Consider the following 26,876-nt stretch of genomic DNA (forward strand, 5'->3'; position numbering starts at 1 on the left):
GCCTCACCCGTTCTCGCCGAGGGGCGCGCCCCGCTTACGCATGAAGGGCACCGGGTTGTCCGCGCCGTTGCTGGACCGGTCGCCGTTCTTGTGCACCTCGAAGTGCAGGTGGGGACCGGACGAGTTACCGCTGCTGCCGGAGAGCCCGATGACCTCGCCCGCCGCGACCGTCTGTCCCGGTACCACGCGAGGTCGTTCCACCATGTGGCAGTAACGGGTGATGAACCCGCCGGCGTGCAGGATGTCCACGAACCATCCGCAGCCACCCTTGTTCGGCCAGCCGTCCCGGTCGCAGTCCTTCCGCCCGGCGCGGTCGGGGTCGCAGCGGGCCACCAGCACCCGCCCCGCCGAGGCGGCGTGGATCGGCGTGCCCTTCGAGGCGGCCAGGTCCACGCCGTGGTGGCTGGGCCGGGCGGTGGTACGGAAGCCGGAGACCACACCGCCGGGCAGCGGCGCGGTCCAGCCGGAGGCGGCGATCCGGTCTCCGGCTGCGGCGTCGCACACCGCCTTGCCGGCGATCTCCACGGTCCGGGCGGCACCGCCGGCGAGCGCGTCGACGATGCGTCCGGCCAGTTCCTCGTGCTTGGCGTAGGCGTCGGGGTAGGCGCTCACCTGGACCCGCTGGGCCACGACGGTGAGCGGACGCTGCTGCCAGTTCGGCACCTGCACCATCTTCTGATAGAACTTCCGGGCCGTGTACGAGGGCGTCATCCGCTGCTCGACGCTGCCCCACCCGGGCCGCTGCTGGAACAGGCCGAGCGAGTCGTGGTCGGCGCCGACTCCCTCGTGCGGCAGCGCGAGCGACGCCGGGACGGTGCTGTTCGCCAGGTTGCGCAGCGCTGATTCCTGCATGGCGGTGGCCAGCGCGATCACCCAGCCGCGGGCGGGGACCTTCATGTCCTGGCCGACCTTGATGATGACGGCGGCGTTGCGCAGCTGACCCTCGCCGTACTCGGCGAAGCGTGGCATGTCCCCGGTCAGGTTCACCTGGTAGGCCGGGTCGCAGTTCAGGGCGGTGAGTTTCGGGTCGTCCGCGTCGCCGCCCAGTTCGGTGAGGAAGAAGGCGCCGGCGCCGCCGACGCAGCAGAGCAGGGCGAGCGCCGCCGTGGCCGCGGTGGCGACGACACCGACCCGCAGCTTCCGGCGGACCTGTCCGGCGACGGCCGGGCCGGCGGTCACGACCGCTCCCAGTCGACGGCGTCGACCAGCCAGGGCCCGTCCGGCGCGACGAGTTCGAGCCGGAGTGTGCCGTTGTCCAGGGGGACGAGCGCCTCCACGAAGGACTCGGTGCGGGGCCGGAGCGTGGGTGCGCCTGTCGTCTTCCGCGCGGGCACTGTCTCCGGGTCGGCGTCTGTCATCTTCTCCGCCAGCGCGGGCGTGGAGAGCGGTCGGAGCCGGGCCTGCCAGGCGTCGCCGGCGCTGCCCGGGCCGCTCAGCCACGCGGTGGTGAAGCGTCCGGCGATCTGCTCCGGCGTGGCTTCGCCCGGCCGCGTCTTCGGCGCGACCGCGGTCGGCGGGCTGGCCAGCACGCCGTCGTCACCGGCCTCCGGGTCCGCGGTGCTGATCGGCTGGCTGGGGCGGTTGGTCAGGCCGAGACCCGAGTCGCCGGGGCCGGCGACCAGGCGGGCCGCGCCGATCACCCCGAAGACCAGCATGGCGATCACCAGGGCGATCCCGATCCTCGACCGGAGGACCCGGGTGAAGAGGAACTCCAGGGCGCGCCGCACCGGACTCACCGGGCCTCGGAGCGGATGCGCGGCGCCGGCCGGGCGGGGGATGTGCCACGGCTGGCCGAATCGGGCCGGTAGACGGCGTAGGAGGGCGCCTCCTCCGGCACGTCCGGCTCGGTCCAGGTCGACGGCGCGCGCCGGGGCCGGGGGGTGGCAGCGGGACTCCCGCCCGGGCGTCCGGTCGCGGGCGCCTCCTGCGGCCGTTCCCGCCCGTCCGGTCGCTCCCGTCCGGCGGGTGTGGCGCTGTGCGCCGGATCCTCGTGCCGCGCCTCCGGCCGCAGGCTGCGCTGGTCGGCCGTGACGGTGCGGCGCTTGCCGATCGTCGGCTCGTTGGTCCCGCCGGGCTCGGCCACGTCCAGCCGGGCGGCGATCCGCATGTCCCGGAAGAACCGGCGGTGCCAGGAGCCGGCCGAGCTGACGGCCTCGCTGCTATCCTTGCCGCCGAGCTGGGTGATCCGGCGGTACGGCCGCAGCAGCAACCAGCCGACCACCCCGCAGAGCCAGACCAGGACCACCTGGAGCCAGCCGGGCAGTGTGGCGGTGTTCATGATCAGGTCGACGGCGAAGAGGTAGATGGCCGCGCCGGTGCCGAAGATGGCGATGTTGAAGACCGCGGCGACCACCGCGTTCGCCAGACGCCGAAGGCCGGCGCTGGCCGGGCGCATCAGGCCCACAGTGCCGAGGATCGGCGCGGCGATCACTGCCCACCGGAAGATCAGGAAGCCGAGCAGCACCAGCAGCGACGCGGTGAGGTCGAACATCGCGAACAGCACCGAGGCCAGCACCGCGATGAACCCGGCTCCGATCCGGTCCATGTCCCGCGTGCCCTGGAGGTACTCGTACGCCTCCGGGTCCTCGGTCTTGATCTGCTCGGCGACCTTGGCCCACTGCTGCTGCTTCGCCTTGATGACGACGTCACGGGTGGCGGGCTTGGACCGGATAGCCTCCGCCTCGCCCCAGGTCAGGGACTTGGCGTCGTACAGCGCCGGGCCGTACTTCTTCGCGGTTTCGCTGTCCGCCGAGCCGAGCACACCACGCAGCCAGTTCCGGTAGAGCATCGTCTCGGTCGCCGTGTCGCTGGCACGCACGGCGGGTGGTCTCTTGTCGACACAGGCGCTCGGGTTCGGCAGCGCGCACTTGTCCGGCGGAACGGTCTTGGAGGACGGGCCAACCGCGTCGTGCACCACGCCCAGTGTGGTGATCAGCGTGCTGTCGGCGATGTTGGCGGACTTGACCGGCCACGCGGCCAGCGCGGTCACCGCCACCATTACCAGCAGCGCCCAGCCCGCAGTGGTCATGGCGTTGCTCATGTCCGACTGGCGGGACCGCCAGAGCAGGTAGAGACCCACCACGCAGACGGTGATGATGCCGAAGACGCTGAACACCTTCTGGTAGACGGCCTTCGTGGCCTGCTCCACCAGCGGGTCCGCCCAACTCCACATCGTCTGCGGATCCCAGGCGCGCTCGCGCAGCGCGTTCGACGCGCCGATCACCGCGTTGGCGAACATGAACTCGCCGTTGGCGACCATCGTGGTGAAGCGGTAGTCCGGATGGAGCACGGAGGAGGCGCAGCCGCCGTCCACGTCGTACGTGTTGTAGCTGTACCCGGCGTACCCGTAGTCGCTGTAGAGGCCCTTCGGGCCGGGTTCCTTCGCCGAGTCGGGCCGGGACGCGAACCAGCCGGCCAGGCCCGAGTCCGGCGCGGCGGGCACCGGTGCGTTGCGGCACTCGACCTGGTCCTCGCTCACCGCCTTGAGGCGGCCGACGCAGGCGCGGAAGTCGGCCTGCCACTCCTTGGTGCTGCACAGCTCGGCGCGCGCCTGGGTGACCGGCGCGGCGGCGTACGCGGGTGTGGCCGCCCCGATCACCGGCCAGGAGATCGTGGCCCCGGCGAGTACGCCGAGCGCGAGGAGGAGCGCCGCGATCCGTGCCCGGGCCCTCGCCATGTCACGCCTCCAGATCAGCCAGGACAGTCGGCAGTATCCCGGCGGCCTGGGCGGCCGCGGCGGGGGTGGTGTCCAGGTGCTCCAGCAGCCCGTCGACGTACGACACGTCGACCCGGACCTTCTGCACGCGCCCGTCGACGTCGCGCATGACGAACTCGCGGAAGCCAAGCCGGTTGGCCGACCCGCTGTCGGCCTGGGAGAGCGAGGCGAGTGTGGCTTCGTACCCGTCGTCCACCGGCACCCGCAGCAGGCGCAGCGCCTCGGAGGCGATCTCGCTGTCCTCGGCGATCCGGCCGACGAAGACGGAGGAGACGAGGTTCTGCACGTCGAGGCCGAGGATGTCCTTCGGGTTCTGCGAGGCGACGAGCGCGGCGAGGTTCCACTTGCGGGAGTCGCGGGCGAGCCGGACCAGGAAGGACCGGCCGGAGCGCCAGCCCTCCATGAAGTGCGCCTCGTCGAGGCCGACCAGCTTCCGGGAGGACATCGACCCGCCGTAGCAGCGGCGTACGGCGAGCCGGTGCGCGGTGTGCAGCATCGGCAGCGCGAGCGCCTCCTCGGCCGACCAGTACTCGCGCTCGATCTTGAGGTCGGGGAGCCGCAGGCCGGCCATGGTGATGACGGTGAGCGCGGCGTCGGCGCCGAGCAGCCCCTCCGGCGGCCGGCCGAAGAAGAGCATCGCCAGCGGCATCTCGGCGGTGTCGAGCAGCAGGTGGGCCAGTTCGCGCCCGGCGTCGTCGTCGAGCCCCTGCAGGCAGGTCACCACGTCGTCGAGCGTGGAGGTCTCCTCGGCGGGTACCTGGCGTACCGCGTGCCGGAACAGCGTGGCGGTGGACGCCTCCCGGGCCACCTGCGGCGGCACCAGCATCATGCAGATGTCCTGCACCAGCATCCGGCGCTCGGCGCGGGCGTTCGACACGGCGATCTCGAACTCGCGGTCGCCTGCGGCCCCGGCGCCGAACTCGGTGCGCAGCGGCGTCGGGATCAGCGCGTACGGCGCGAGCGTGCCCTGCTCCGAGCCGGTCAGGTTGAGCACCCGGGAGTACGGGGCGAGTTCGGGCATGGCGCAGAGCCGGGCCAGCGGGCCGGACGGGTCGAGCAGCGTCACCTGCACGCCACGTCGCGCCGACAGGTAGCCGAGCGCGCCGAGCAGCGTCGACTTGCCACCGCCGGGTTCAGCGACGAAGACGGCGAGGCCGGAGCGCTCGCGTACCTCCATCGGGAAGTGCAGGTCGAGGAAGACCGGCCGGCGGCAGGTGCCGGCGGTCCGGCCGATCAGGTCGCCGCGCCGGTCGCCGACTGTGGACGCCGCCTGCGGCAGCGCGGCGGCGAGCAGGTTGACCGGCATCCGCCGGACGTAGCCGGTGTTGGCGATCGGCTCGCCAGGGATGAACTCGCGGGCCAGCCAGTCCTGGTTCTTCGGGTGCTGGAGCGAGATGCGCAGCTCACGGGAGTAGAGCTGGATGAGCCGCCGGGCCCGCTCCAGGCATTCCTCCCGGGTCCGGCCGCCGACCGCGATGCGGTGCCAGCCGTGTGCCCGGGCCGAGTCGACGGGCAGGCCGGTGGTCATCTCGTCGCCGATCACCAGCGCGCGCTTGGCCAGGCGTTCCAGCTCGGGCGGGGCGTCGATGCCGTGCTCGGCGTAGTCGAGCTGCTGGGATCGGATCATCCGGAGGCGGTGTTCGAGGTTCCGGAAGGAGTCGTTGGGGCCGAGGATGTCGACCCGGGTGGACAGCTCCATCGGCCAGGGCAGCCGCTCGTGGAAGTGCAGCCAGGGCTCGTGCCGCTCGGGGATCTCCAGCGGCTCCATCCGGCCGACCGCGAGCACCGCGACGTGCCGTTCCTCGCCGGTCATCCGGTTGACCAGCTTCACGGTGGAGCCGTACGGGGTGCGGTAGCGCTCGACCTGCTCGGTGAGGGCCAGCAGGTCGCCGCGTTCCCACCGGCCGTTGGTGATCGGGGACAGGACGCCGGGCGGCGCCATGCACAGCGCCACCGAGCGGTAGAGCAGCCATTCCAGTTCGGGCGCGGTGACCCGCCGTCCGCGCATGCCGAACGCGCCGAGGACCTCGTCGAACTGCTCGACGGTACGGCTCAGCCGGCGCCGTTCGCCGTCGGCGGTGCCCCGGCCGAACGTGCGGAGCAGGCGTTCGGTGAGCGAGTCGCCGAGCGACCGGCGGGCGAACGTGACGCCCAGGTAGGTCTGGCCCTCGGCGTGGTTGACCGCCATCAGGTGCCGCTGGGCGGCGACCAGGTGGTCGGCCCAGCCGGTGGTGCCCGGCACGTCGGGCAGCGGGGCGGCGGTGTGCGCGTCGATGGTGCGGGCCCACTCGTCGGCCGGGAAGGGCCGGGTGGTGCGGCGCAGGTGCAGCCGGAAGCCGGCGAGTCCGGCGTACTGCTCGGAGATCGCCGAGAGCAGCGCCTCGCGTTCGGCGTCGGGCCGGAACGCCCACCGCACCTCGGGCAGCCAGTACCAGGCGGTGACGGTGTTGGGGGTGAAGGTGAGGTGGCCGGCGATCTCGGTGATGGCCAGCTCGACCGACGGGTCCCGGTCACCGAACTTGATCTTCGGGGCACGGACCCGGACCGGCTTTGCCGGCCGGTTCCGGCGTTCCGGCGTGCGCTGCCGGGGCGGCGCGATCTCGCGGTGCGCCGGACGGCCGACCTCCCGCGACGGCGCGGCGCCGGTGACGAGGGGTTCCGCCGGCGCGAGGTCCGGTTCCCGGTACTCGGCGGGTGCAGGTGCGGGCGCGGCGATCTGCGGGGGCGGCGGGAGCGCCGGCTCCGGCTCGGCCGGGGGCCGCAGCGCGGGCAGCCGGTCACCGGCCTGCTGCGGCACCCGGCTGCGGGACGGCGGCGGTGGGGCGAGCGCGGCGGGCGGGTCGGGCAGGGCCGGCTCGACCGGCAGGGGCACGGCGCGTGCGGGCTCGGGCCGGGGACGGCCGATCGCGCGTACGCCGGGGGCCTGCTCCCGGACCGGCGGCTCCGGCTCGGCCCGCGGCGCTGGCTCGACCGGCGCGGCGTGCTGATGCGGGATCGGCAGGGGCTCACGGCCGACGCCACGGCGGGGCGGCGCCACCACCGGCTCGACCGGCGGGGGCGGCGTGGTGGCGGCGGGTCGCCGGGCCCGGGGCTGCGCGCCGCCGAAGAGGTCGAGGAAGGGCGAGTCGATGTCGCCGTCGGGGCGTACCGGCTCGCGGGGGGTGATCGGTCGCGGCGGTTGGAAGACCCCGACCCGGCCGTGTCCCGGGCTGGTGACGAGCGCACCGTCCAGGACGACCTCGTCCAGATCCTCGTCCGGTGGGTAGTCGAACGATCGCTGACGGTTACCGTTCGGCCCGGCCGGACGCCCGGCCGGGGAACCCGGCGTGGAAGAGCGACTCATGCGACCGCCTCACCCGCGTCGTTCGTCTGCATGGTTGTCGTACGCCCGGTCATGCCAGTTCCTCCCGGATCCTGATCCGGCTCGCGACGAGCCGCGGATCCCGCTGCTCGGTGGCCGGTTCCCGGGTGCGTCGCCAGTCGGTCAGCGCGGTCCGGATGACCATGCGCGCGGGCCGGTCCGGGTCGACGTACCGGAAGATGAACGAGGTGGTCACGATCGCCAGCGAGATCTCCCAGGCGGGGAAGAGCTCGACCTGGAGCGTGAACAGCCAGTGGATGAACATGTAGAGGGGTACGAGCAGCATGAACAGGCCGTACTGGGCGTACGGCAGGTGAACGGGAAGGGTGTACCCGGGCGGCCCCAGGTAGACGAGGCGTGCCCGGTAGATGTCGTCGTCGGTGCGCAGCCGCATCGTCGCCCAACGTCCTACTCGAAGATCAGGTTGATCAGGTAGTCGCCGACGAAGAAGAGCGTGGCGGCACCGGCGATGAAGGCCAGGCCGATGATGGCGATGGCCGAGCTGGTCAGCACCTTGGAGATCTCACCCCGGCTGGCCCGGCCGATGAAGATCACCCCGAGGACGGCGAGCAGGATCGGCGCGATCTTGCTGGCGAAGAAGGTGACGACGTTGTCGGTGTCGATGCCCTTCGGAGCCGGCTCGGCGAGTGGTGTCGCCGCCAGGGTGTGGAGCGCGTGGTCCACGGCGCTCGACGCCGTTGCCATGAGCTCGATGGCGATCACTGGAAACCTCCCCAAGGTCGCGGCCGGCGGCGCCGCGTTGGTGCAAGTAGGCAAGCCTGGCGGGATGGTGCTCTGCGGACACCGCGGCAGTCAACGCTGTGTCCGTGACCCACCACGCTGGGTGGTGAGTTATGGGCGGATTCTTCCCGCTTCGGCCCTCCCTCCAGGCTTCGCCATCTCCATGCTGGGCAATTCCAAAGCGTACGGCCCGGCCACCTTTGCGACAAGCCGCGAAGAGTCGACCGTGAATCGACCGGAAGACCGATCGTACACCTGTTCCAATCCGCATGTCAGGCCTGCTGTGCCGGCGGCTCGCCCGGTCGCCGGAAGCCCTGCCGGCGAACGGTACTGTCGGCTCCGTGACCGATCTGGTACGGGCGGAGACCCCGGTGGTGATGGGCGTCCTCAACGTCACGCCCGACTCCTTCTCCGACGGCGGCAGATACGCCGATCTGGAGGCGGCCGTCGCACACGGGGTGCGACTGCGCGCAGACGGGGCCGACCTGATCGACGTCGGCGGCGAGTCCACCCGGCCCGGTGCCGACCGGGTCGACGCGGCCACCGAGACCGCCCGGGTGCTGCCGGTGGTCCGTGAGCTGAGCGCCGCCGGCATCCGGGTCAGCATCGACACCAGCCGGGCCCGGGTCGCCGAGGCGGTCCTCGCCGCCGGCGCGTACCTGGTGAACGACGTCTCCGGCGGCCTGGCCGACCCGGACATGGCCCGCGTGGTCCGCGACGCCGGCTGCCCCTGGGTGCTCATGCACTGGCGGGGGCACTCCCGGGAGATGCGCGACCTGGCCACGTACACCGACGTGGTGGCCGAGGTCCGGGACGAGCTGAGCCGGCGGGTCGACGCCGCGCTCGCCGCCGGGGTGGCCGCCGACCGGATCATCGTCGACCCGGGTCTGGGCTTCGCGAAGACCGCCGCGCACAACTGGGCGCTCAGCGCCCGCCTGCCCGAGCTGGTCGACCTGGGCTTTCCGGTGCTCTTCGGGGCCAGCCGCAAGTCCTACCTGGGCCGGCTGCTCACCGACGCGGCGGGCGAGCCCCGGCCGACCGCCGGGCGGGAGGCCGCCACCGTCGCGACGAGCGTGCTCGCCGTCGCGGCCGGCGCCTGGGGGGTACGCGTGCACGACGTCCGCGGCACCGCCGACGCGCTAGCCGTCTGGCGGGCCACCGGCAGCCCGCGGCTCGCCACCGCGACCGGCCCACGGCGCGCGACCGCGTCGCCGACGGCAGCGGCCACCGGAAGGCAGGAGACGGAACCGGCGACCGGGGGCACCCGGGCGGCGGAACCGGCCACCGGCACGAGCGGAGGCGACCGATGACCGACCGGATCGAACTGACCGGCCTGCGCGCGCACGGCCGGCACGGCGTCTACGACTTCGAGCGCGCCCAGGGGCAGGAGTTCGTGGTCGACGCGGTGCTCGAACTGGACCTGGGACCGGCCGCCCGCTCCGACGAGGTGACCGACACCGTGCACTACGGCGAGCTGGCCGAACGGCTGGTCGCGGTGATCACCGGCGAGCCGGTGAACCTCATCGAGACGCTCGCCGACCGGCTGCTCGCGGTCTGCCTGGCCGAGCCGCTGGTGGCCGCCGCGACGGTGACCGTGCACAAGCCGGAGGCCCCGATCCCGCACGCCTTCCGGGACGTCGCGGTCACCATGCGGCGTACCCGGTGACCCGGGCCGTGCTGTCGATCGGCAGCAACCTGGGCGACCGCCTCGGCCACCTGCGCGGCGCGGTGGCCGCGCTCGGCGACCGGGTGCTGCTGGTCTCCGGCGTCTACGAGACTCCACCGTGGGGGGACGCTGACCAGCCCGCGTACCTGAACGCGGTGGTGATGGTCGCGGACCCGGCGGCGGCGCCGGAGGACTGGCTGGCCCGCGCCCGGGCCGCGGAGGCGGCGGCCGGGCGCGCCCGCGACCCGGGGCGGCGGTACGGGCCGCGCACGCTCGATGTCGACGTGATCGCGGTCTGGGACGACGCCGGGCAGCCGGTGCTCCGCGACGACCCCGAGCTGACGGTGCCGCACCCCCGGGCCCACCTGCGCGCGTTCGTGCTGCGCCCGTGGATCGACATCGAGCCGCACGGCCGGCTCCCCGGGCACGGCTGGCTGACCGATCTGCTCAACGCCGAGCCGCTCGCCGGTGACGCCCTGGAACTGAGCCCGCGCCCCGATCTGACGCTAGAGTCGGACACATGACCCGCAGGAGCGTGGCCAGGCAGTGGCGAGCTGAGGAGGTGCGGTGAGCACCGACCGCTCCCCGCAGGGGCCCGACCGCTTCCGGATGGGCCCGACCCGGGCCTCCACGCTCGTGGTGGCCGGCCTGGCCGCCGCCGCGGTGGCCTGGCTGCTGATCAGCGGCTTCTACTACGACTTCGCGCCCGACCTGCCCTGGCTTCCGGTGATCACGCTGGCCGGCCTGGCCGTGCTGGAGGGCTACGCGGCAGTAAACACCCGCAGCCGCATCGAGCGGCGGCCCGGCCGGGAGCCGGTGAACCCGCTGCTGGTCGCCCGCTTCGTGGTGCTGGCCAAGGCGTCCGCGCTGGCCGGGGCCATCTTCGCCGGCTTCTACGCCGGCCTGACCGGCTGGCTCTTCGTGGAGCGGACGAACGCCGCGGAGGGCGATCGCCCCGCCGCGCTCGGAGGGGCGATCGCGTCGCTCGCGCTCGTCGCCGCCGCGCTCTGGCTGGAACGCTCCTGCCGGGTGCCGGAGCAGGAGGACGACGAGGACCGCGAACCGGGCGACCGCGAGACGCCGCGCGGGCGTCTCTGATCCGGGGTTCCCCCCACCCCGGCCCGGCGGTACCGTCCCTGGCGACCGGAGAGCGACGGCCGCCACGGTCCGCCCGCCCGTGGGCCGGACGCGGCCACCTGGGAGGCGCGGGTCTATGGCGTACGACGACGCGGGTCGGACAGCGCCGCCGGAGACATCGTCCGGCGTGCCCGCCGCCGTACTGGAGCACGTCTTCGACGACCCGGCGCACGGCGAGCCCGGCCGGGACCGCATCGCGGTGCACGTGCTCTGGGAGTTCGTGCTGCTCGCCGCGCTGGTGGCGGTGACCTGGCTGCTCTGGCGGGAGGACGCGGACGCGCTGCGCGGCGGCTCCCTGAAGACGCTGCTCGTCGACGTGGCCGCGCTCGGCCTGCTCACCCTGGCCGCCGGCCTGAGCCTGCGGGCCGGCGCGGTGAACCTGGCGGTCGGTCCGGTCGCGCTGGCCGCCGCGCTGCACTTCGCCGAGCAGGGCGACCGGGGCATGCGGGAGGCGCTGCTGCCGGCGGTCGCGATCGCGGCGGCGGCCGGGCTGGCGCTCGCCCTGGCCGTGGTGGTGCTGCACGTGCCCGGCTGGGCGGCGAGCCTGGCCGGGGCGGCCGGCGTGATCGTCTACCTGGAGCGCCGCAGCGTGCCGGTCGCGGTCCAGAGTGACTACGACCCCCGCCGCAACGCGCTGTACCTCTTCGTCGGCTTCGCCGCGGTGGCCGTCCTCGGTGGTCTGTTCGCCGCGATGATGCCGGTGCGCCGGCTGATCGGCCGGTTCCGGCCGGTCGCCGACCCGGCCCGCCGCCGCGGCGCGGTGGCCGCCACGGTGACCGCGCTGGCGCTCGTCGGGTCCACGGTGCTGGCGACGCTCGGCGGGGTGCTGATCGCCGCGAACGGGGACGGCGCTGTCGCCCCCGGCACCGGCCTGGACTGGACCGTGCTGGCGGTCGGCACGGTGATGCTCGGCGGCACCAGCGCGTACGGGCGCCGCGGCGGCATCTTCGGCACCATGCTCGCGGTCTGCCTGGTGGTGATGTTCCTGGCCTGGACGGTGCCGCAGGGCTGGTCGATCAGCCGGTGGGCGCTGGGCGGCGCCACGCTCGGCGCCGGGCTGCTCGTCACCCGGCTGGTGGAGACGTTCGGCCGGCCCCGCCCGGCGCCGCCGGCGGCCGTGGCGCCGGTTCCGCCCCGCCCGCTGCGGGACGGCGCGACGAGCGGCGGGTGGGGGATGACCCCGGCGCCCGAGCCGGCCGACACCTGGCCGTCGGTGCTGCCGGTACGCCAGAACGACACTCCGGTGGAGGCGTGGGAGGCCCCGCGCTGGGAGAGCGAGCCCCGGCGCTGGGACGCCGACGAGCGCTGACCCGACTGCGGCAGCGCGTCCGGCGCGCCGTACCGGCCGTGCGTCCGGCGCGCCGGAGCTGATCTCGCCGGTTAGGCTCGGCGGCATGAGCGAGACTCCTGCCCCCGGCGGCCGCACCTTCGACGAGCTCGACAAGCTCTCCACCGAGGAGTTGCGCGAGCAGGCGTTCAACCTGGCCCGCGAGCGTCGCGACGTGGGCTTCTTCTGGTCGGTCCTGCGGCACCTGCCCAACGCCGACGAGGCCGCCGCGCTGGACGGCGCGCCGAACTCGATCGGCCCGACCATCGACGAGGCGAACGCGCTCTGGCGTGAGCTGACCGGGCACGGCTACGACGAGTCCGCGCCGCTTCTGCGCGCCGCCTTCATCGACTACCTGATGAAGCACTGACGTCGATGACGGCCCGCCGGCCGGCGACGGCCGGGCGGTTGCGCAGGTTTGCCCGGCGCGACCGGCCGGGAACTGACCGCCGCATGGCTCTGAGCAACCGCCCCCGCGCCGTCTCCCGGTACGGCACGGCCGCCGGCACCGGCGCCCTCGCCGCGTTCCTGCTGGTCGCCGTCGGTGGCAGTCCGATGTACGTGGACTGGGCGCAGCGCGCCACCGACCCGACCGGGGCCGGCGGCTGGTTCCTGCGGCTGCTCGCCTGGCCGTCCTGGCGGTGGCAGGCCGAGGAGGGCGTGTTCGCCACCAACCTGCGCGCGATCCTGCTGATCGTGCTGGCCGCGGCGCTGCTCTACCTGCTGCCCGGCCCGCAGGTAGACCGGGTGGCGTCCTCGGGCAGCCAGTTCCTCTCCGGCTGGGGCGCGTACGTGCTCGCCGCCGGGCTCAGCGCCCTGCTCGCCACGCTCCTCGGACCGCACGGCTCGCTGTTCGCCGCGTTCCAGTCCGCCAGCACGGGCGTCACGTACGGCTTCTTCGCGGGCTGGATCGTCGGGCTGGCCAGCCTGGGCGGCCGGGCCTGACCCCGCTCAGTCCACAGCGCCCAGCGTCAGCACCCGAGTACGGGCGAGCAGGCCCACCGCCCGGCCCTCCTCGGTCACCACGGCGTGCTCCGCGCCGGAGGTGAGCAGCGCGCCGAGCGCGTCGTACGCGGAGTCGCCGAGCGCGACAGTGGGCAGACCGGCGCCCCCGTCGGCCGGGAGCGGGTCGAGCACCGCCCGGGTCACCGGGGTGACGGCGAGCCGCCGGATGCCCCGGTCGGCGCCGACGAACTCGCGGACGAAGTCCGAGGCGGGTGAGCCGAGCAGCGCGGCGGGCGTGTCGTACTGCTCCAGCCGGCCGCCCTCGGAAAGCACCGCGATCCGGTCGCCCAGCCGGACCGCCTCGTCGAGGTCGTGCGTGACGAGCACGATGGTCTTGCGTACCTCGGCCTGCAACCGCAGGAACTCCTCCTGCAGGCGGGTGCGGACGATCGGGTCCACTGCCGAGAACGGCTCGTCCATCAGCAGCACCACCGGGTCGGCGGCGAGCGCCCGGGCCACGCCGACGCGCTGCCGCTGCCCGCCGGAGAGTTCGTGCGGGTATCGCCGGCCGAACTGGGCCGGGTCGAGGCCGACCAGTTCCAGCAGCTCGCCGACCCGGGCGCGGGTCCGCTGCTTCGGCCAGCCCAGCAGCCCCGGCACCGTCGCCACGTTCGCCGAGACGGTCTGGTGCGGGAAGAGGCCGACGTTCTGGATGACGTACCCGATGCGGCGGCGCAGCGCCACCGGGTCGACCCGGGTGACGTCGTCGTCGCCGAGCAGGATCCGCCCGCCGGTCGGTTCGATCAGCCGGTTGATCATCCGCAGCACCGTCGACTTGCCGCAGCCGGACGGGCCGATCAGGACCACCAGCTCACCGGCGCCGACCTGCAGGCTCAGCTCGCGTACCGCCTCGGTGCCGTCCGGGTAGCGCTTGCGGATGCGCTCCAGGGTGATCGACGCCGCGCCGCCTCCGGCGGTGCTCCCCGGGGTACCGTCCACGTGTGTTCCTCCACCTGAGCTACCGGGCCGACCCGGGTAATCCGTGGTTCTCCTGGCAGTACGTGCGGGACAACTCTGACACGATCCTCGCCGCGCTGCGGGAGCACACCTGGCTGACCGCCCGGGCCGTGGTGATCGCCGCGCTGGTGGCGTTGCCGCTCGCCGTGCTGGCGTACTGGTTCCGGTCGTTGTCGGCCTCCATCCTGGCGCTGACCGGGGTGCTCTACACCGTCCCGTCGCTGGCGCTGTTCGCCTTTCTCGCGCCCTACCTGGGCATCGGCGCGATCACCGTGCTCACCGTGGTGGCGCTGTACGCGCTGCTGGTCATCGTGCGCAACGCGCTGGCCGGGCTGAACCAGGTGCCGCCAGAGGTGCGGGAGGCCGCCGAGGGCATGGGGTACGGCCGGTGGGGGCGGCTGTTCCGGATCGAGCTGCCGCTGGCGCTGCCCGGCATCCTCACCGGCGTACGGCTGGCGACCGTGTCGACGGTCGCGCTGGTCACTGTCGGTGTGGTGGTCGGCCGGGGCGGGCTCGGCCAGCTCATCTTCGCCGGCTTCCAGAACAACTTCTACAAGGCACAGATCATGACCGGCACGGTGCTGTGCGTGCTGCTGGCGCTGATGCTCGACCTGGTGCTGGCCGGCGCGGGCCGCCTGCTGACCCCGTGGCTGCGTGGGAGGTCCGCCCGGTGAACCCCGTCGAGCAGGCGGTCGTCTGGCTGAACGACCCGCTGAACTGGACCAATCCCGGCGGCGTGCTGGACCGCCTCGGCGAGCACCTGAGCATGTCCGCACTGGCGGTGCTGCTCGGATGCCTGGTGGCCTGGCCGATCGGCCTCTGGCTCGGGCACAGCGGCCGGGGCGGCGGGCTGGTGCTGCTGGTCTCCAACGTCACGCTGGCGATCCCGACCCTGGCCCTGCTGACCATCCTCCCGCTGACGTTCCTCGGCTTCGGCCGGCCGGCGGTGGTGGTGGCGCTCGCGGTCTTCGCGGTGCCGCCGCTGCTGGCGAACGCGTACACCGGGGTGCGGCAGGCCGACCCGGAGGCGCGGGACGCGGCGCACGGGATGGGGCTGTCCGGCGGCCAGGTGCTGCGCCGGGTGGAGCTGCCGCTCGCGGTGCCCTATCTGGCGGCCGGATTCCGCACCGCGGCCGTGCAGGTGGTGGCCACCGCCGCGCTCGCGTCGTTCGTCAACGGCGGCGGGCTGGGCCAGATCATCCGGGCCGGCTTCGGGCTGGACATCGCCGCCGGCGGCGGCCAGATCATCGCCGGCGGGGTGCTGGTGGCCGGGCTGGCGCTGCTGGTCGAAGGGCTGCTCGCGATCGTGGAGCGGCTGGCCACGCCGCGCCCGCTGCGCCCGGCCCGCCGCCGGGCGAACCGTCGCGCGACGGCGGCGACGACCGGAAGTTGAGCCGCCGGTGACGATCGGGTGACGAAAACCGCTCCGGGTTTGTCGGTCGTCTCTGGAAGATATTGGCTGGAGTCGCGGGTGGCCGTCCGGTTCGCCCGTCGGACACGCGGCCGGCCCGAGCGGGTCGCGCCGGGACACGGAAGGCGGGCACTGATGCGCGCGCGTACACGACTGGTCGCGGGGGCGTTCGGCGCACTCACCGCGGCCGCTCTCCTCACCGGCTGCGGCGACGCCGGCTCGTCCGGCACCGACGCGCCCGAACAGGGCGCCTCGGGGGCCGGCTGTGCTCCGGTGGCGGGCGACCAGCTGGTCGTCCTGACCGACGACAAGAAGCTCCAGAACACCGACAACGTCATCCCGGCGATCAACGCGAAGGCGGCCACCCCGCAGCTCGTCGCCGCGCTGGACAACGTCTCCGCGAAGCTCGACACCCCCAAGCTGATCCAGCTCAACCGGGCGGTCGACGTCGACCGCAAGACGCCCCAGGCGGCGGCGAAGGAGTTCGCGTCCGCCAACGGCGTGACCGACGGGATCGCGAAGGGGCCGGGCGGCCAGATCACCGTCGGCGCCGGCAACTTCAGCGAGAGCCAGACCATCGCCGAGCTCTACAAGATCGCGCTGGAAGCGGCCGGCTACCAGGTCAAGGTGCAGACCATCGGCAACCGGGAGCTCTACGGGCCGGCCCTGGAGAAGGGGCAGATCCAGGTCGTGCCGGAGTACGCCGCCACCATGGCGGAGTTCCTCAACACCAAGGCCAACGGCAAGGACGCCCAGCCCGTCTCCTCCCCGGAGCTGGACAAGACGGTCGCGGCGCTGAAGACCGAGGGGGACAAGGCCGGCCTGGTCTTCGGCCAGCCGTCCCAGGCGCAGGACCAGAACGCGTTCGCGGTGACCAAGGCGTTCGCCGACAAGTACGGCGTGTCCACGCTCTCGGAGCTGGCCGCGAAGTGCTCCGGGCAGGCCACCGTGCTGGCCGGGCCGCCGGAGTGCCCCCAGCGCCCGAAGTGCCAGGCCGGTCTGGTCGAGGTCTACGACTTCAAGGCGGGCTCGTTCAGCTCGTTGGACGCGGGCGGCCCGCAGACCAAGAACGCGCTGAAGACCGGCGCCGCGAGCGTCGGCCTGGTCTTCTCCTCCGACGCCGCGCTGGCCACGAGCTGACGCGCCGCCACCGGCCGGCGCCACGCGCGCCGGCCGGTGGCGCACCCCGAGCGGTTGCCTGCTCAGCAGGGCCGCACATCGAGTCACGCCGACCCGTTCCCCTCAGGTGGAACTCTCGGTACTGTGCTCAGCCATGCCCGCCTCGGTCGCTCCCGCCGACAAGCGCAACCCCACCCCGCTGACAGTCCTGTTCTGGGTCGGTGTGGGGCTCGCGCCGCTGGCCGCGCTCATCCTGCTGATCGCCGACGGCAACGGTTCGCTCCGGTTCGGCGCCGTCCTGGCGATCCTGGCCGTCGTGCTCATCGGCCTCTCCGTCGCGCTGCGGCCGGAGGGCGGTTCGGGTGGCGCGGCGGCCGAGGAGTTGCGCGAGGAGCTGGAGCAGCTCCGGCGGGAACTGCGGGCCGAGATCGTGGCCGCCGCTCAACGCGGCAACCAGGCGCTGGACCAGGCACGTCGGGCGGAGGAGGTCGCCGGGGCGGTGCGGCACCGGCTCGACGCGGCCGCCGCCGGACTGGCCTCCGCGCCTGCCGCCGGACTGGCCTCCGCGCCCGCCCAGGAGCGCCCGAGCGGCGCGGCCCGGGTGCCGGCCGCCGGGGCGTACGAGGCGGATCGGGGCCACCCGGCCGGCCGTGACGAGGACGAACCGGCGCGTCCGGCGTACTCCGGTGGCCGTTACGCAGGCGAGCACGACGGCGAGCCGCCGCGCGCGGGCCGCCACGACGCCGAGCCGGCGCGGGCAGCGGTACGTCCGCCGGACCGTCCCGCGAGCGGCGTGTACGGGTCGGCGCGCGTGTCCGAACCGGCCGCCCGGCCGGAGTCCCGCCCGGTGGGCGTGGTCCACCACACCGAGACCGTGCACGTCACCACCCGGCACACCATCGTCGGCGGTGGCGCCGAGCCGACCGGGGCCCGGTACGGCGGATTCCCTGGCGGCTGGTCGGACGACGACCGGTCCCGGGGCGGCGATCCGGCCGATCAGCGGGGTGCGGCGCATCGCGAGCGGGGCCGCGAGGACCGGGCCGAAGCCGGGTGGACCGGCACTGACGAGAGCGGCTGGGGCGCTCCGGCCGGCGGCGAGCGCTCCGGGCACGGCCGCCGGGACGGGGGTGCGCGGGACGACGGCTTCCGGCCGCGCGACGGGCACCCGTGGACCGACGCCGGACGTGCGGGCGCCGAGCATCCGTGGGCGGGTGTCGGCGGGGAGCAGGGCTGGTCCGCGGGCGGCCGTTTGTCGAACGAGCAGGGCCGGGCTGCGGCGGAGGAGCAGCGACAGTGGTCGGGGTCGGGCGACGACCGGGCCGGCTGGGTGCCGGGCGGCGCGACCGACGCCCCGGCCTGGTCACCGGCCGCGCGGCACGGTGAGCCGGCCGCACCCGGGGGCCTGGACGGGCCGGCCGGCCGGGACCCGGCGGACGGCGACCACTGGTCCGAGCTGCGTGCGGGCAACCGCTGGGCGGCGGTCCGCGACGACGACGCGGGCCGGGAGATCCGCCTCGGCGAGCGGCGGGCCGCGGTGCACGCCGACAGCGCAGGCACTGAGTACCGGGTCGAGGACCGGTGGGCGTCGGTGCGCGGCGGCAGGGCGGACGCGGGCGGGCCGGGTGACGGCCGCCGGGCGGGGGAGAGCCACCCGGCGTTGCCGGCCGGCGGGGTGCCGGTGCCGGACGAGTGGCGGCCACCGACCCAGCGCAGCGGCCAGCCGGAGTGGCGCCAGCCGCCCCCGGAGTGGCGTCAGTCCGAACCGGAGCGCCGCGAGCCCGAGCCGCAGTGGCGCCAGCCGGAACCGCAGTGGCGTCAGCCGGAGCCGGAGTGGCGTCCGGCCGAGTCGCAGCGCCGCGAGCCCGAGCCGGACTGGCGTCAGCCCGAGCCGGAGTGGCGTCAACCCGAGCCGGAGTGGCGCCAGGGCGAGTCCCAGTGGCGTCCGGCCGAGCCGGAGTGGCGTCAGCCGGAACCGGAGTGGCGCGGCCCGGAGCGCGGCCGGCCGCAGTGGGACGCCGCGGACCGCTGGCGCTGAGCGCCGGCCGGGACGGCTGTCACTTGTCGATGTCGCCGACCACGAAGAACATCGAGCCGAGGATGGCGATCAGGTCGGGCACCAGGCAGCCGGGCAGCAGCGACGACAGCGCCTGCACGTTCGCGTACGAGGCGGTGCGCAGCTTCATCCGCCACGGCGTCTTCTCGCCCCGGGACACCAGGTAGTAGCCGTTGATGCCGAGCGGGTTCTCGGTCCAGGCGTACGTGTGCCCCTCGGGCGCCTTCAGTACCTTCGGCAGCCGCGTGTTCACCGGGCCGCTGATCCGGTCCACCCGGTCCAGGCACTGCTCGGCGAGGTCGAGCGAGACGTACACCTGGTCGAGCAGCACCTCGAAGCGGGCGTGGCAGTCACCGGCGGTCTTCGTCACCACCGGCACGTCGAGCTGGTCGTAGGCCAGGTAGGGCTCGTCGCGGCGCAGGTCGAGGTCGAGCCCGGAGGCCCGAGCGACCGGCCCGGACGCGCCGAACGCGGCGGCGTCGGCGGCGGACAGCACGCCGACCCCGACGGTACGGGCCAGGAAGATGTCGTTGCGCCGGATCAGGTTGTCCAGGTCGGGCATCCGGCGGCGTACCTCGGCGATGGCGGCGCGGGCGCGACCGGTCCAGCCGGACGGCACCTCCTCCTTCAGGCCGCCGACCCGGTTGAACATGTAGTGGATCCGGCCGCCGGAGACCTCCTCCATCACCGCCTGGATGGTCTCCCGTTCCCGGAACGCGTAGAACATCGGCGTGATCGCGCCGATCTCCAGCGGGTACGAGCCGAGGAACATCAGGTGGTTGAGCACCCGGTTCAGCTCGGCCAGCGCCATCCGCAGCCAGGTGGCGCGCTCCGGCACCTCCATGCCCATCAGCCGCTCGACGGCGAGCACCACGCCCAGCTCGTTGGAGAACGCCGACAGCCAGTCGTGCCGGTTCGCCAGCACGATGATCTGCCGGTAGTCGCGTACCTCGAAGAGCTTCTCCGCCCCCCGGTGCATGTAGCCGACGATCGGTTCGGCGGCGACCACCCGTTCCCCGTCGAGCACCAGGCGCAACCGGAGCACGCCGTGCGTCGACGGGTGCTGCGGCCCGATGTTGAGCACCATGTCGGTGCCGAGCTGCTCACCGCCCGCGCCGGTGCCGACTGTGAGCTCGCGGAGGTCGGCGGCGTCCGTGGTCATGCCCGTCATCGTGCCACGACCGCGTCGAGCGCGACGCCGACCGGCTGCCGCAGCCACAGGTGCCCGCCGAGCCCGGCCGGGTCGGTCAGCTCGGCCGCCGCCGACGCCGCGGCGAGCGCCCGCAGGTAGCCGGCCGGGTCGCGGGAGGCCAGGCTCAGCGGCGGTCGCCCGCCGTCGGCCCCGAGCGCCCGCAGCGCCTCCCGCTGGGAGACCAGGGAGTACGCGCACCGCGCGACCCGCTCACCGGCGGAGGCGACCGAGTCCATGGCGACGTGCGCCGTCACGTCGCACGACCCGTCCGGCACCGGCGGCACCTGCCGCCCACCCCGATACCCGGTCAGCGTCCCGTCCAGGGGACGCGACCCCCGCAGATGCCCGTAGTCCACGGCAACCGCCAGCCCACGCGCAACTCGCCCGACGGCCCCGGCCCAGGCCAGATCCCGCCCCACCCCGATCTCCGCCCGCCCCCCGTCGTCACTTACCCCGTTGATCAAGGAGTTTGTGTCCTGATCCGGGCCCTCCACGGCCACAAACTCCTTGATCAACGGGGTGGGAGCCGGGGGCCACCAGTTGGTGAGCCAGGTGGTGTCGGTGGGGGACGGGGGTGGGCCCACCGTCTCCTCGCCGGTTTTCGGGTTCACCAGGAGCAGGCGCCAGCCTGTCTGGGTGTGGACCGCCACGTCGAGGGGGACGTTGTCCAGCCATTCGGTGGCCAGGAGCAGGCCGGTTATTCCGTCGGGGATGTCGGCCTGCCAGTCGATCTCCGGCGGCAGGTCGGCCGGGCGGGGGGACAGTTCCACGGCGACCGGGTGGAGCCGGGCGGCCAGGTCCGGCGCGGCCTGGGCCAGCAGCGCCCGGAGCAGCTCGCCCCGGCCCGCGCCCACGTCCACCACGTCCAGCCGGTCCGGGTGGCCCAGCGCCGCGTCCACAGCTTCGAGCTGCCGCAGCATGCAGGCGGCGAAGACGGGTGAGGCGTGCACGCTGGTGCGGAAGTGCGCGGCGGGACCGGCGCCGGAGACGAAGAACCCCTCCGGCCCGTACAGCGCCTGCTCCATCGCGTCGCGCCAGCGCAGCGGGGTGGTCACCCGCCGACCCTACGGGACGTACCCGAAAGGGCGGTTTGCCCGCCACCGCGGCGGCCCCTTCGGGCGGCCGGTGAAGGTTTTCACACCTTCTTGTTTCCGGTCTGTCACCCGGGCGCATACTTGCCATCGACCGGTACCCCCTTCGAGGACTGGATCGCTGCCATGAGCGCACCGCTGCGCCACCGGGCCACCGCTGCCCCGCTCGTCTTCCCGCGTACCCTCGCCGTCGGCGTGCTCGGCGCCGGCCGGGTCGGCGCCACGCTGGGCGCGGCCCTCGCCGCCGCCGGTCATCGCGTGGTCGCCGCGTCCGGCGCCTCCGGCGCGACCCGGGCCCGGGTCGCGCTGCTGCTGCCCGAGACCCCGCACCGCGCCGCATCCGAGGTGGCGCGTGCCGCCACCGACCTGCTGATCGTCGCCGTTCCGGACGACGCGCTGGCGGGCGTGGTCGCCGACCTGGCCGCGAGCGGCGCGCTGCGCCCCGGCCAGGTGGTGGCGCACACCTCCGGCGCGCACGGGCTCGCCGTGCTCGCCCCGGCCGTCGAGGCCGGCGCCCGGCCGCTCGCGCTGCACCCGGCGATGACCTTCACCGGTACGCCGGACGACCTGTCCCGCCTGCCCGGCATCTCCTACGGGGTGACCGCCCCGGCCGAGTTGCGCGCGTTCGCGGCCCGGCTGGTGGCCGACCTGGGCGGCGTACCGGAGTGGGTCGGTGAGAACGACCGGCCGCTCTACCACGCGGCGCTCGCGCACGGCGCGAACCACCTGGTGACGCTCGTCAACGAGGCGTCCGACCGGCTGCGTGACGCCGGGGTGGAGCGGCCGGAGAAGGTGCTCGCCCCGCTGCTGCGGGCCGCGCTGGAGAACGCGCTGCGGCTGGGCGACGACGCGCTGACCGGCCCGGTGTCGCGGGGCGACGCGGGCACCGTACGCCGGCATCTGGACCGGCTGGCGCGGACCGCGCCGGAATCCGTACCCGCGTATCTGGCGTTGGCACGACGGACGGCGGACCGCGCCGTCGCGGTCGGCCGCCTGCGCCCGGCGGACGCGGCCGCGCTCCGGGACGTGCTCGACGGAATCGAGGTGGCGGCCTGATGGCCGAGGTGCTGCACACGCGCAAGGAACTGGCGGCGGCCCGCGAGGCGATGACCGGCACGGTCGGCGTGGTGATGACCATGGGCGCGCTGCACGCCGGTCACGAGATGCTGCTGCGGGCCGCCCGCGAGCGAGCCGACCACGTCGTCGTGACGATCTTCGTGAACCCGCTGCAGTTCGGCCCGAACGAGGACTTCGACCGCTACCCGCGCACGCTCGACACGGACCTGGAGATCTGCCGCCGGGTCGGGGTGGACGTAGTGTTCGCGCCGCCGGTGGCCGAGATGTACCCGGAGGGGCAGCCGACGGTACGGCTGAACCCGGGGCCGCTCGGCGAGGACCTGGAGGGCCTGAGCCGTCCCGGCTTCTTCCACGGCGTGCTCACGGTGGTCATGAAGCTGCTCCAGCTCACCCGGCCCGACCTGGCCTTTTTCGGCGAGAAGGACTACCAGCAGCTCACCCTGGTCCGCCGGATGGTCCGCGACCTCGACGTGCCGACCGAGATCGTCGGCGTGCCGACCGTACGGGAGCCGGACGGCCTGGCCCTTTCCAGCCGCAACCGTTACCTCTCGGCGGCGGAGCGGGAGGCCGCGCTGAGCCTGTCCGTCGCGCTGCGCGCCGGGGCGGCGGCCGCCGAGCGGGGCGAGGACGCGGGCGCGGTGCTCGCCGCCGCCCACCGGGCCTTCGACGATCCGGAAGCCCGTCTCGACTACCTGGTGCTCACCGACACCGAGCTGGAGCCCGGCCCGGTCACCGGCCCGGCCCGGCTGCTGATCGCGGCCTGGGTCGGCGCCACCCGCCTGATCGACAACACGGCCGTCCACCTCGCGCCGCGTCCCTGACCCACCACGAATGCGGAAAGGCACCCCGATGTTCCGGACCATGCTCAAGTCGAAGATCCACCGCGCCACCGTCACCCAGGCCGACCTGCACTACGTCGGCTCGGTGACAGTGGACGAGGATCTGCTCGACGCGGCGGACCTGCTGCCCGGCGAGCAGGTCGCGATCGTGGACATCACGAACGGCGCCCGGCTGGAGACGTACGTGATCCCGGGACGGCGGGGCAGCGGCGTGATCGGCATCAACGGCGCTGCCGCGCACCTGGTGCACCCCGGTGACCTGGTCATCCTGATCTCGTACGGGCAGATGGACGACGCCGAGGCGCGCACGTACCGCCCCCGCGTGGTCCACGTGGACGCCGACAACAGGGTCGTGGACCTCTCGACCGACCCGACCACAGCGGCCCCCGGCACCGCCGGCACCCCCATCCCCAACCCCCTGGCCGCTGCCCGCTGACCGCTCCCCTCCCACGCCCTCCCGTCCCTCGCCGTTGATCTTGCGGTTGTGGCCCTGATGCGGTCTCGTTTGCCCGGTTTGCCGGGGCGGTTAGTGCAAGATCGACGGGGCGGAAGGGCGGGGAGCGCGGTCTGTCACCGGAAGGTCATTTTCGGCTACCCTGGGCGGACCGTCGGGGATCGACGGTCGTCGGCTGGGGGAGGCCGCGATGCGCCGTGCGATGAGCTTCCTGGTCGCCGCGATGGTCGCGAGCGCCGCCCTGAGCGGCTGCGCCGGCGCCGGCGGGCTGGACGGCGACCTCACCGACGAGTGGGCCGCGATGGCCGCCCCCGGCCCGTTCACCCCGGCGGCCGGGGTCTGCCAGGTCGCCGACTTCACGGCGAGCGTCGGGCTGGCCGCGTACGCGCCGGTCGGCTGCGACCTGCCGCACCGCGTGGAGACCGTGCACGTCGGGGCGTTCACCGCCGACCGGGCCACCCCGCCGGCGCTCGGCTCACCGGAGATGCGCACCGCGTTCGCCGACTGCGACAAGCGGGCCGGCGGATACGTCGGTGACGACTGGCGCGCCGGACGCCTCCGGCTGGCGGTGGCGCTGCCGACCGCCCTCGGCTGGACAGCCGGCTCCCGCTGGTACCGGTGCGACCTGACCGAGCTGAACACCGTCGAGGCGGCGGCCACCGTGGTCACCCGTACCGGCAGCCTGCGCGACGCGCTCAAGACGCCCTCCCCGCTGCGGCTGGGCTGCCAGCGCACCACGCGGGACGTGGGCCGGGTGCAGCGGCTCACCCCGGCCGACTGCGCTGTCGCGCACGACGCGGAGTTCGTCGGCGTGTGGGCCGCGCCGGACCGCCCGTACCCGAAGAAGCCGGAGGACTGGGTTCCGCTCTACGACGGCTGCTTCGGCGTGATCGCCCGCTACACCGGGGTGCCCGCCGACGCGTTCCTGCGCTACCGCAGCGACGTGGTGGTCCGCCCGCCCGCCGCCGGTCGCTGGGCGATCGGCGACCGGGGCGTGCGCTGTTACCTGTGGCTCAGCGACCGTACGGTGACCGGCTCACTGAAGGGCGCCGGACCGGCCGCCCTGCCGCGCCGTACGAGGTAGCGGACCGCACTCGTCACGCCCCCCGCGCCCGAGCCGAGTTCGCTTCGGGTTGACTGTGCTCATGGACCTACCCGCCGTCGACCTGCCGACGCTGCCCCGGCTGCTCGCCGCGCCCGCCCCCGGCTGGGTGGAGACGACAGACGTGATCGTGGTCGGCTCCGGCGTGGCCGGGTTGACCGCGGCGCTGCACCTGCGCGAGGCGGGACTGCACGTCACGGTGGTCACCAAGGTCGACATGGACGAGGGTTCGACGCGCTGGGCGCAGGGCGGGATCGCCGCCGTGCTGGACCCGGCGGACACGCCGGCCGCGCACGCGTACGACACCGAGGTGGCCGGCGTCGGCCTCTGCGACCCGGCGGCGGTCCGCGCGCTAGTGGCCGAGGGCCCCACCCGGCTGCGTGAGCTGATGCGGATCGGGGCGGAGTTCGACCGCAACCCGGACGGGTCGCTGATGCTGACCCGGGAGGGCGGCCACCGCGCCGACCGGATCGTGCACGCCGGCGGCGACGCCACGGGCGCGGAGGTGCAGCGGGCGCTGCACGACGCGGTACGTCGCGACCCGTGGATCCGGCTGGTCGAGCACGCCCTGGTGCTGGACCTGCTGCGCGCCCCTGGCGATGGGCCGGGCGGGCTCGGCCCGGCGTGCGGCATCACGCTGCACGTGCTCGGCGAGGGCAGTGAGGACGGCGTCGGCGCGATCCTCGGCCGCGCGGTGGTGCTGGCCACCGGTGGCATGGGGCAGGTCTTCGCCGCCACCACGAACCCGGCGGTCTCCACCGGCGACGGGGTGGCGCTGGCGCTGCGTGCCGGGGCGGCGGTCACCGACGTGGAGTTCGTGCAGTTCCACCCGACCGCGCTGATCGTGCCGCCCGGCGGGCCGGGCGCGGGGCTGGCCCAGCAGCCGCTGGTCTCCGAGGCGCTGCGCGGCGAGGGCGCGCACCTGGTCGACGGCGACGGCAAGCGGTTCATGGTCGGTCAGCACGAACTGGCCGAGCTGGCGCCCCGGGACGTGGTCGCGAAGGGCATACACCGGGTGTTGCTCGCCAGCGGGGCCGACCACGTCTTCCTGGACGCCCGGCACCTGGGCGGCGACTTCCTGGCCCGGCGGTTCCCCACCATCGTGGCGTCCTGCCTGGCCATCGGCGTGGACCCGGCGACCGACCTGATCCCGGTCGCGCCGGCCGCCCACTACGCCTCCGGCGGCGTCCGGACCGACCTGCACGGGCGCACCTCCATTCCCGGCCTGTACGCCTGCGGCGAGGTCGCCTGCACCGGTGTGCACGGCGCGAACCGGCTGGCCAGCAACTCCCTGCTGGAGGGGCTGGTCTTCTCCCGCCGGATCGCCGAGGACATCGCCGCCGGGCTGCCCGAGCAGGCCCGCCCCGCGGAGACCGGCGCCTGGGTGGGCGGTCCCGGCGCGCTGCTGCCGGCGACCGGCACGGCGGAACTGCAACGGGCGATGACGCGGGGCGCGGGCGTGCTCCGGTCGGCGCAGACGCTGGAAGCCACCGCCGCCACGCTCACCGCGCTGGGCGCGGGGCGGGGCGTGCCGCGTACCGCCGACTGGGAGGCGACGAACCTGCTCACAGTGGCGGCGACGCTGGTCGCCGCCGCGTACGCCCGGCAGGAGACGCGGGGCTGCCACTGGCGGGAGGACTTCCCGACCGCCGACGAGCGGTGGCTGGGCCACCTGGTGGCCGAGGTGGGTACGGACGGCCGGGTGGCCGAGCGCTGGGAGGAGAACAACTCATGAGGGAGTCGACGGAGCAGGCGCTGCGCGACGGTGGCCTGGACCCGGAGCGGGTCCGGCGGATCATCCTCGACACGCTGCACGAGGACCTCGGACCCGACTTCCTCGACGTAACGAGCGTGGCCACCATCCCGGCCGAGCAGCAGGACACGGCCGATCTGGTGGCGCGCGCCGACGGCGTGGTGGCCGGGCTGCCGGTCGCCGCCGCCGTGTTCGAGCTGGTGGCCGACGTGACCGGCGCGGGACGTACCGTCGAGGTCGGGCTCGTGGCTCACGACGGACAGCGGGTGGCGCGCGGCGACGTGCTGGCCACAGTGACCGGGCCGACCCGGCTGCTGCTGACCGGCGAGCGGACGGCGCTGAACCTGCTGTCCCGCATGTCCGGCGTCGCGACGCACACCCGGGCCTGGGCCGACGAGCTCGCCGGCACGAAGGCGACGGTGCTGGACACCCGCAAGACCACGCCGGGCCTGCGGGCGCTGGAGAAGTACGCGGTCCGGGCCGGTGGCGGCACCAACAAGCGGATGGGCCTGTACGACGTCGCCATGATCAAGGACAACCACAAAGTCGCGGCGGGCGGGATCAGTGCCGCGTTCCGCCGGGTCCGGGAGGCGTTCCCCGACGTCGCGGTGCAGGTCGAGGTGGACACGCCGGCCGAGGCGGTGGAGGCGGTCGAGGCGGGCGCCCGGTTCCTGCTGCTGGACAACATGACCCCGGCGCAGCTGCGCGAGGTGGTGGCGTTGGTGGGCGACCGGGCGGAGCTGGAGGCCACCGGTGGGCTGACGCTGTCGATGGCCGCCGAGTACGGCGCCACGGGCGTCGACTTCCTCTCCGTCGGCGCGCTCACCCACTCCTCGCCGATCCTGGACATCGCCCTCGACCTGCGCGACGTCTAGG

General features: G+C 74.3%; 26 protein-coding genes. 17 read left to right on the plus strand and 9 right to left on the minus strand.

Annotated features, from left to right (window positions below; all coding sequences use genetic code 11):
* Positions 1-3: 3 nt before the first annotated feature.
* Genes ACSDG8_RS19095 through ACSDG8_RS19120 form a run of 6 tightly spaced genes read right to left on the minus strand, consistent with a single transcriptional unit; the run spans position 4 to position 7,799 of the window.
* Positions 4-1,179, minus strand: a complete 1,176-nt coding sequence (locus ACSDG8_RS19095; protein ID WP_210894234.1) for a M23 family metallopeptidase — start codon at positions 1,177-1,179, stop codon at positions 4-6.
* Complete coding sequence (locus ACSDG8_RS19100; protein WP_210894231.1) at positions 1,176-1,736, minus strand: hypothetical protein; 561 nt, start codon at positions 1,734-1,736, stop codon at positions 1,176-1,178. The genes ACSDG8_RS19095 and ACSDG8_RS19100 overlap by 4 nt, the downstream gene beginning before the upstream one ends.
* Positions 1,733-3,676: an MFS transporter gene (locus ACSDG8_RS19105; protein ID WP_210894229.1), complete on the minus strand. Its 1,944-nt coding sequence runs from the start codon at positions 3,674-3,676 to the stop codon at positions 1,733-1,735. Before ACSDG8_RS19105 ends, ACSDG8_RS19100 begins: the two co-directional genes overlap by 4 nt.
* 1 nt (position 3,677) lies before the next feature.
* Positions 3,678-7,058, minus strand: a complete 3,381-nt coding sequence (locus ACSDG8_RS19110) for an ATP-binding protein (RefSeq protein WP_210894226.1) — start codon at positions 7,056-7,058, stop codon at positions 3,678-3,680.
* A 49-nt stretch (positions 7,059-7,107) separates the two neighbouring features.
* Positions 7,108-7,470, minus strand: a complete 363-nt coding sequence (locus tag ACSDG8_RS19115) for a hypothetical protein (RefSeq protein WP_013288977.1) — start codon at positions 7,468-7,470, stop codon at positions 7,108-7,110.
* A gap of 14 nt (positions 7,471-7,484) precedes the next feature.
* Positions 7,485-7,799, minus strand: coding sequence for a hypothetical protein (locus ACSDG8_RS19120; RefSeq protein ID WP_210943123.1), 315 nt, complete (start codon positions 7,797-7,799; stop codon positions 7,485-7,487).
* Between the two features lie 359 nt (positions 7,800-8,158).
* Between ACSDG8_RS19120 and folP the strand changes: the two genes are divergently transcribed.
* The 7 genes from folP to ACSDG8_RS19155 all read left to right on the plus strand — a co-directional run bounded on the left by folP (position 8,159) and on the right by ACSDG8_RS19155 (position 12,892).
* Positions 8,159-9,127 (plus strand): dihydropteroate synthase, encoded by a 969-nt coding sequence (folP, locus tag ACSDG8_RS19125; RefSeq protein WP_210943122.1) that lies wholly within the window; start codon positions 8,159-8,161, stop codon positions 9,125-9,127.
* Complete coding sequence (gene folB / locus ACSDG8_RS19130; protein ID WP_043327897.1) at positions 9,124-9,483, plus strand: dihydroneopterin aldolase; 360 nt, start codon at positions 9,124-9,126, stop codon at positions 9,481-9,483. The genes folP and folB overlap by 4 nt, the downstream gene beginning before the upstream one ends.
* Positions 9,480-10,007 (plus strand): 2-amino-4-hydroxy-6-hydroxymethyldihydropteridine diphosphokinase, encoded by a 528-nt coding sequence (folK, locus tag ACSDG8_RS19135; protein ID WP_184679795.1) that lies wholly within the window; start codon positions 9,480-9,482, stop codon positions 10,005-10,007. Before folB ends, folK begins: the two co-directional genes overlap by 4 nt.
* 85 nt (positions 10,008-10,092) lie before the next feature.
* On the plus strand, positions 10,093-10,581 hold the full coding sequence (locus ACSDG8_RS19140) for a DUF3180 domain-containing protein (protein ID WP_210894431.1): 489 nt from the start codon (positions 10,093-10,095) through the stop codon (positions 10,579-10,581).
* Positions 10,582-10,696: 115 nt separating this feature from the next.
* Complete coding sequence (locus tag ACSDG8_RS19145) at positions 10,697-11,929, plus strand: ABC transporter permease (protein ID WP_210943121.1); 1,233 nt, start codon at positions 10,697-10,699, stop codon at positions 11,927-11,929.
* An 85-nt stretch (positions 11,930-12,014) separates the two neighbouring features.
* Complete coding sequence (locus ACSDG8_RS19150; protein ID WP_210894216.1) at positions 12,015-12,317, plus strand: hypothetical protein; 303 nt, start codon at positions 12,015-12,017, stop codon at positions 12,315-12,317.
* Positions 12,318-12,400: 83 nt separating this feature from the next.
* Complete coding sequence (locus tag ACSDG8_RS19155; protein ID WP_210894213.1) at positions 12,401-12,892, plus strand: hypothetical protein; 492 nt, start codon at positions 12,401-12,403, stop codon at positions 12,890-12,892.
* A gap of 6 nt (positions 12,893-12,898) precedes the next feature.
* Here ACSDG8_RS19155 and ACSDG8_RS19160 read toward each other — a convergent pair whose 3' ends face one another.
* Positions 12,899-13,891, minus strand: coding sequence for an ABC transporter ATP-binding protein (locus ACSDG8_RS19160; RefSeq protein WP_116505320.1), 993 nt, complete (start codon positions 13,889-13,891; stop codon positions 12,899-12,901).
* 2 nt (positions 13,892-13,893) lie between these two features.
* On the opposite strand from ACSDG8_RS19160, the gene ACSDG8_RS19165 reads away from it, so the two are divergent.
* From ACSDG8_RS19165 to ACSDG8_RS19180, 4 genes are all read left to right on the plus strand, one after another.
* Entirely contained in the window at positions 13,894-14,583 is a 690-nt protein-coding gene (locus ACSDG8_RS19165) for an ABC transporter permease (RefSeq protein ID WP_210943120.1), read from the plus strand.
* Positions 14,580-15,302 carry an ABC transporter permease gene (locus tag ACSDG8_RS19170; RefSeq protein WP_210943119.1) on the plus strand — a complete coding sequence of 241 codons (723 nt, stop codon included), beginning with the start codon at positions 14,580-14,582 and terminating at the stop codon, positions 15,300-15,302. Before ACSDG8_RS19165 ends, ACSDG8_RS19170 begins: the two co-directional genes overlap by 4 nt.
* 153 nt (positions 15,303-15,455) lie before the next feature.
* A complete protein-coding gene (locus tag ACSDG8_RS19175; RefSeq protein ID WP_210894207.1) occupies positions 15,456-16,460 on the plus strand; it encodes a glycine betaine ABC transporter substrate-binding protein in 1,005 nt (334 codons plus the stop codon).
* A gap of 133 nt (positions 16,461-16,593) precedes the next feature.
* Positions 16,594-18,474, plus strand: a complete 1,881-nt coding sequence (locus tag ACSDG8_RS19180; RefSeq protein WP_439427133.1) for a hypothetical protein — start codon at positions 16,594-16,596, stop codon at positions 18,472-18,474.
* Positions 18,475-18,493: 19 nt separating this feature from the next.
* Here the strand turns inward: ACSDG8_RS19180 and ACSDG8_RS19185 are convergent, their stop codons facing one another.
* Positions 18,494-19,663 carry an NADH-quinone oxidoreductase subunit D gene (locus ACSDG8_RS19185; RefSeq protein ID WP_184679779.1) on the minus strand — a complete coding sequence of 390 codons (1,170 nt, stop codon included), beginning with the start codon at positions 19,661-19,663 and terminating at the stop codon, positions 18,494-18,496.
* Positions 19,660-20,709 (minus strand): SAM-dependent methyltransferase, encoded by a 1,050-nt coding sequence (locus ACSDG8_RS19190; RefSeq protein WP_210943134.1) that lies wholly within the window; start codon positions 20,707-20,709, stop codon positions 19,660-19,662. The genes ACSDG8_RS19185 and ACSDG8_RS19190 overlap by 4 nt, the downstream gene beginning before the upstream one ends.
* Positions 20,710-20,901: 192 nt before the next feature.
* Here ACSDG8_RS19190 and ACSDG8_RS19195 point away from each other — a divergent pair, with 192 nt between their 5' ends.
* The 6 genes from ACSDG8_RS19195 (at position 20,902) to nadC (ending at position 26,875) form a co-directional block, all read left to right on the plus strand.
* The gene (locus ACSDG8_RS19195; protein WP_210943117.1) at positions 20,902-21,831 is read left to right on the plus strand and encodes a Rossmann-like and DUF2520 domain-containing protein; all 930 of its coding nucleotides are present in this window, start codon (positions 20,902-20,904) and stop codon (positions 21,829-21,831) included.
* Positions 21,831-22,673: a pantoate--beta-alanine ligase gene (gene panC, locus ACSDG8_RS19200; protein ID WP_210943116.1), complete on the plus strand. Its 843-nt coding sequence runs from the start codon at positions 21,831-21,833 to the stop codon at positions 22,671-22,673. The genes ACSDG8_RS19195 and panC overlap by 1 nt, the downstream gene beginning before the upstream one ends.
* 28 nt (positions 22,674-22,701) lie before the next feature.
* Positions 22,702-23,127, plus strand: a complete 426-nt coding sequence (gene panD / locus ACSDG8_RS19205; protein WP_210943115.1) for an aspartate 1-decarboxylase — start codon at positions 22,702-22,704, stop codon at positions 23,125-23,127.
* A gap of 208 nt (positions 23,128-23,335) precedes the next feature.
* Entirely contained in the window at positions 23,336-24,229 is an 894-nt protein-coding gene (locus tag ACSDG8_RS19210; protein ID WP_210943114.1) for a septum formation family protein, read from the plus strand.
* A 61-nt stretch (positions 24,230-24,290) separates the two neighbouring features.
* Positions 24,291-25,982 carry an L-aspartate oxidase gene (locus ACSDG8_RS19215; protein WP_210894191.1) on the plus strand — a complete coding sequence of 564 codons (1,692 nt, stop codon included), beginning with the start codon at positions 24,291-24,293 and terminating at the stop codon, positions 25,980-25,982.
* The gene (gene nadC / locus ACSDG8_RS19220; RefSeq protein ID WP_210943113.1) at positions 25,979-26,875 is read left to right on the plus strand and encodes a carboxylating nicotinate-nucleotide diphosphorylase; all 897 of its coding nucleotides are present in this window, start codon (positions 25,979-25,981) and stop codon (positions 26,873-26,875) included. Before ACSDG8_RS19215 ends, nadC begins: the two co-directional genes overlap by 4 nt.
* The last annotated feature ends 1 nt before the right edge of the window (position 26,876 follow it).

The organism is Micromonospora sp. LA-10, assembly GCF_051853095.1.
Classification (GTDB): Bacteria; Actinomycetota; Actinomycetes; order Mycobacteriales; family Micromonosporaceae; genus Micromonospora; species Micromonospora echinospora_A.

Bases quoted from the DNA above. Each gene is read 5' to 3' on its own strand.
- ACSDG8_RS19175 (WP_210894207.1), top strand. From the start codon at position 15,456: ATGCGCGCGCGTACACGACTGGTCGCGGGGGCGTTCGGCGCACTCACC.
- ACSDG8_RS19195 (WP_210943117.1), top strand. From the start codon at position 20,902: ATGAGCGCACCGCTGCGCCACCGGGCCACCGCTGCCCCGCTCGTCTTC.
- ACSDG8_RS19180 (WP_439427133.1), top strand. From the start codon at position 16,594: ATGCCCGCCTCGGTCGCTCCCGCCGACAAGCGCAACCCCACCCCGCTG.
- folB (WP_043327897.1), top strand. From the start codon at position 9,124: ATGACCGACCGGATCGAACTGACCGGCCTGCGCGCGCACGGCCGGCAC.
- ACSDG8_RS19105 (WP_210894229.1), bottom strand. From the start codon at position 3,676: ATGGCGAGGGCCCGGGCACGGATCGCGGCGCTCCTCCTCGCGCTCGGC.
- ACSDG8_RS19215 (WP_210894191.1), top strand. From the start codon at position 24,291: ATGGACCTACCCGCCGTCGACCTGCCGACGCTGCCCCGGCTGCTCGCC.
- panD (WP_210943115.1), top strand. From the start codon at position 22,702: ATGTTCCGGACCATGCTCAAGTCGAAGATCCACCGCGCCACCGTCACC.
- ACSDG8_RS19210 (WP_210943114.1), top strand. From the start codon at position 23,336: ATGCGCCGTGCGATGAGCTTCCTGGTCGCCGCGATGGTCGCGAGCGCC.
- ACSDG8_RS19115 (WP_013288977.1), bottom strand. From the start codon at position 7,470: ATGCGGCTGCGCACCGACGACGACATCTACCGGGCACGCCTCGTCTAC.
- nadC (WP_210943113.1), top strand. From the start codon at position 25,979: ATGAGGGAGTCGACGGAGCAGGCGCTGCGCGACGGTGGCCTGGACCCG.
- ACSDG8_RS19110 (WP_210894226.1), bottom strand. From the start codon at position 7,058: ATGAGTCGCTCTTCCACGCCGGGTTCCCCGGCCGGGCGTCCGGCCGGG.
- ACSDG8_RS19185 (WP_184679779.1), bottom strand. From the start codon at position 19,663: ATGACGGGCATGACCACGGACGCCGCCGACCTCCGCGAGCTCACAGTC.
- ACSDG8_RS19155 (WP_210894213.1), top strand. From the start codon at position 12,401: ATGGCTCTGAGCAACCGCCCCCGCGCCGTCTCCCGGTACGGCACGGCC.
- ACSDG8_RS19150 (WP_210894216.1), top strand. From the start codon at position 12,015: ATGAGCGAGACTCCTGCCCCCGGCGGCCGCACCTTCGACGAGCTCGAC.
- ACSDG8_RS19140 (WP_210894431.1), top strand. From the start codon at position 10,093: ATGGGCCCGACCCGGGCCTCCACGCTCGTGGTGGCCGGCCTGGCCGCC.
- panC (WP_210943116.1), top strand. From the start codon at position 21,831: ATGGCCGAGGTGCTGCACACGCGCAAGGAACTGGCGGCGGCCCGCGAG.
- ACSDG8_RS19190 (WP_210943134.1), bottom strand. From the start codon at position 20,709: ATGGAGCAGGCGCTGTACGGGCCGGAGGGGTTCTTCGTCTCCGGCGCC.
- ACSDG8_RS19145 (WP_210943121.1), top strand. From the start codon at position 10,697: ATGGCGTACGACGACGCGGGTCGGACAGCGCCGCCGGAGACATCGTCC.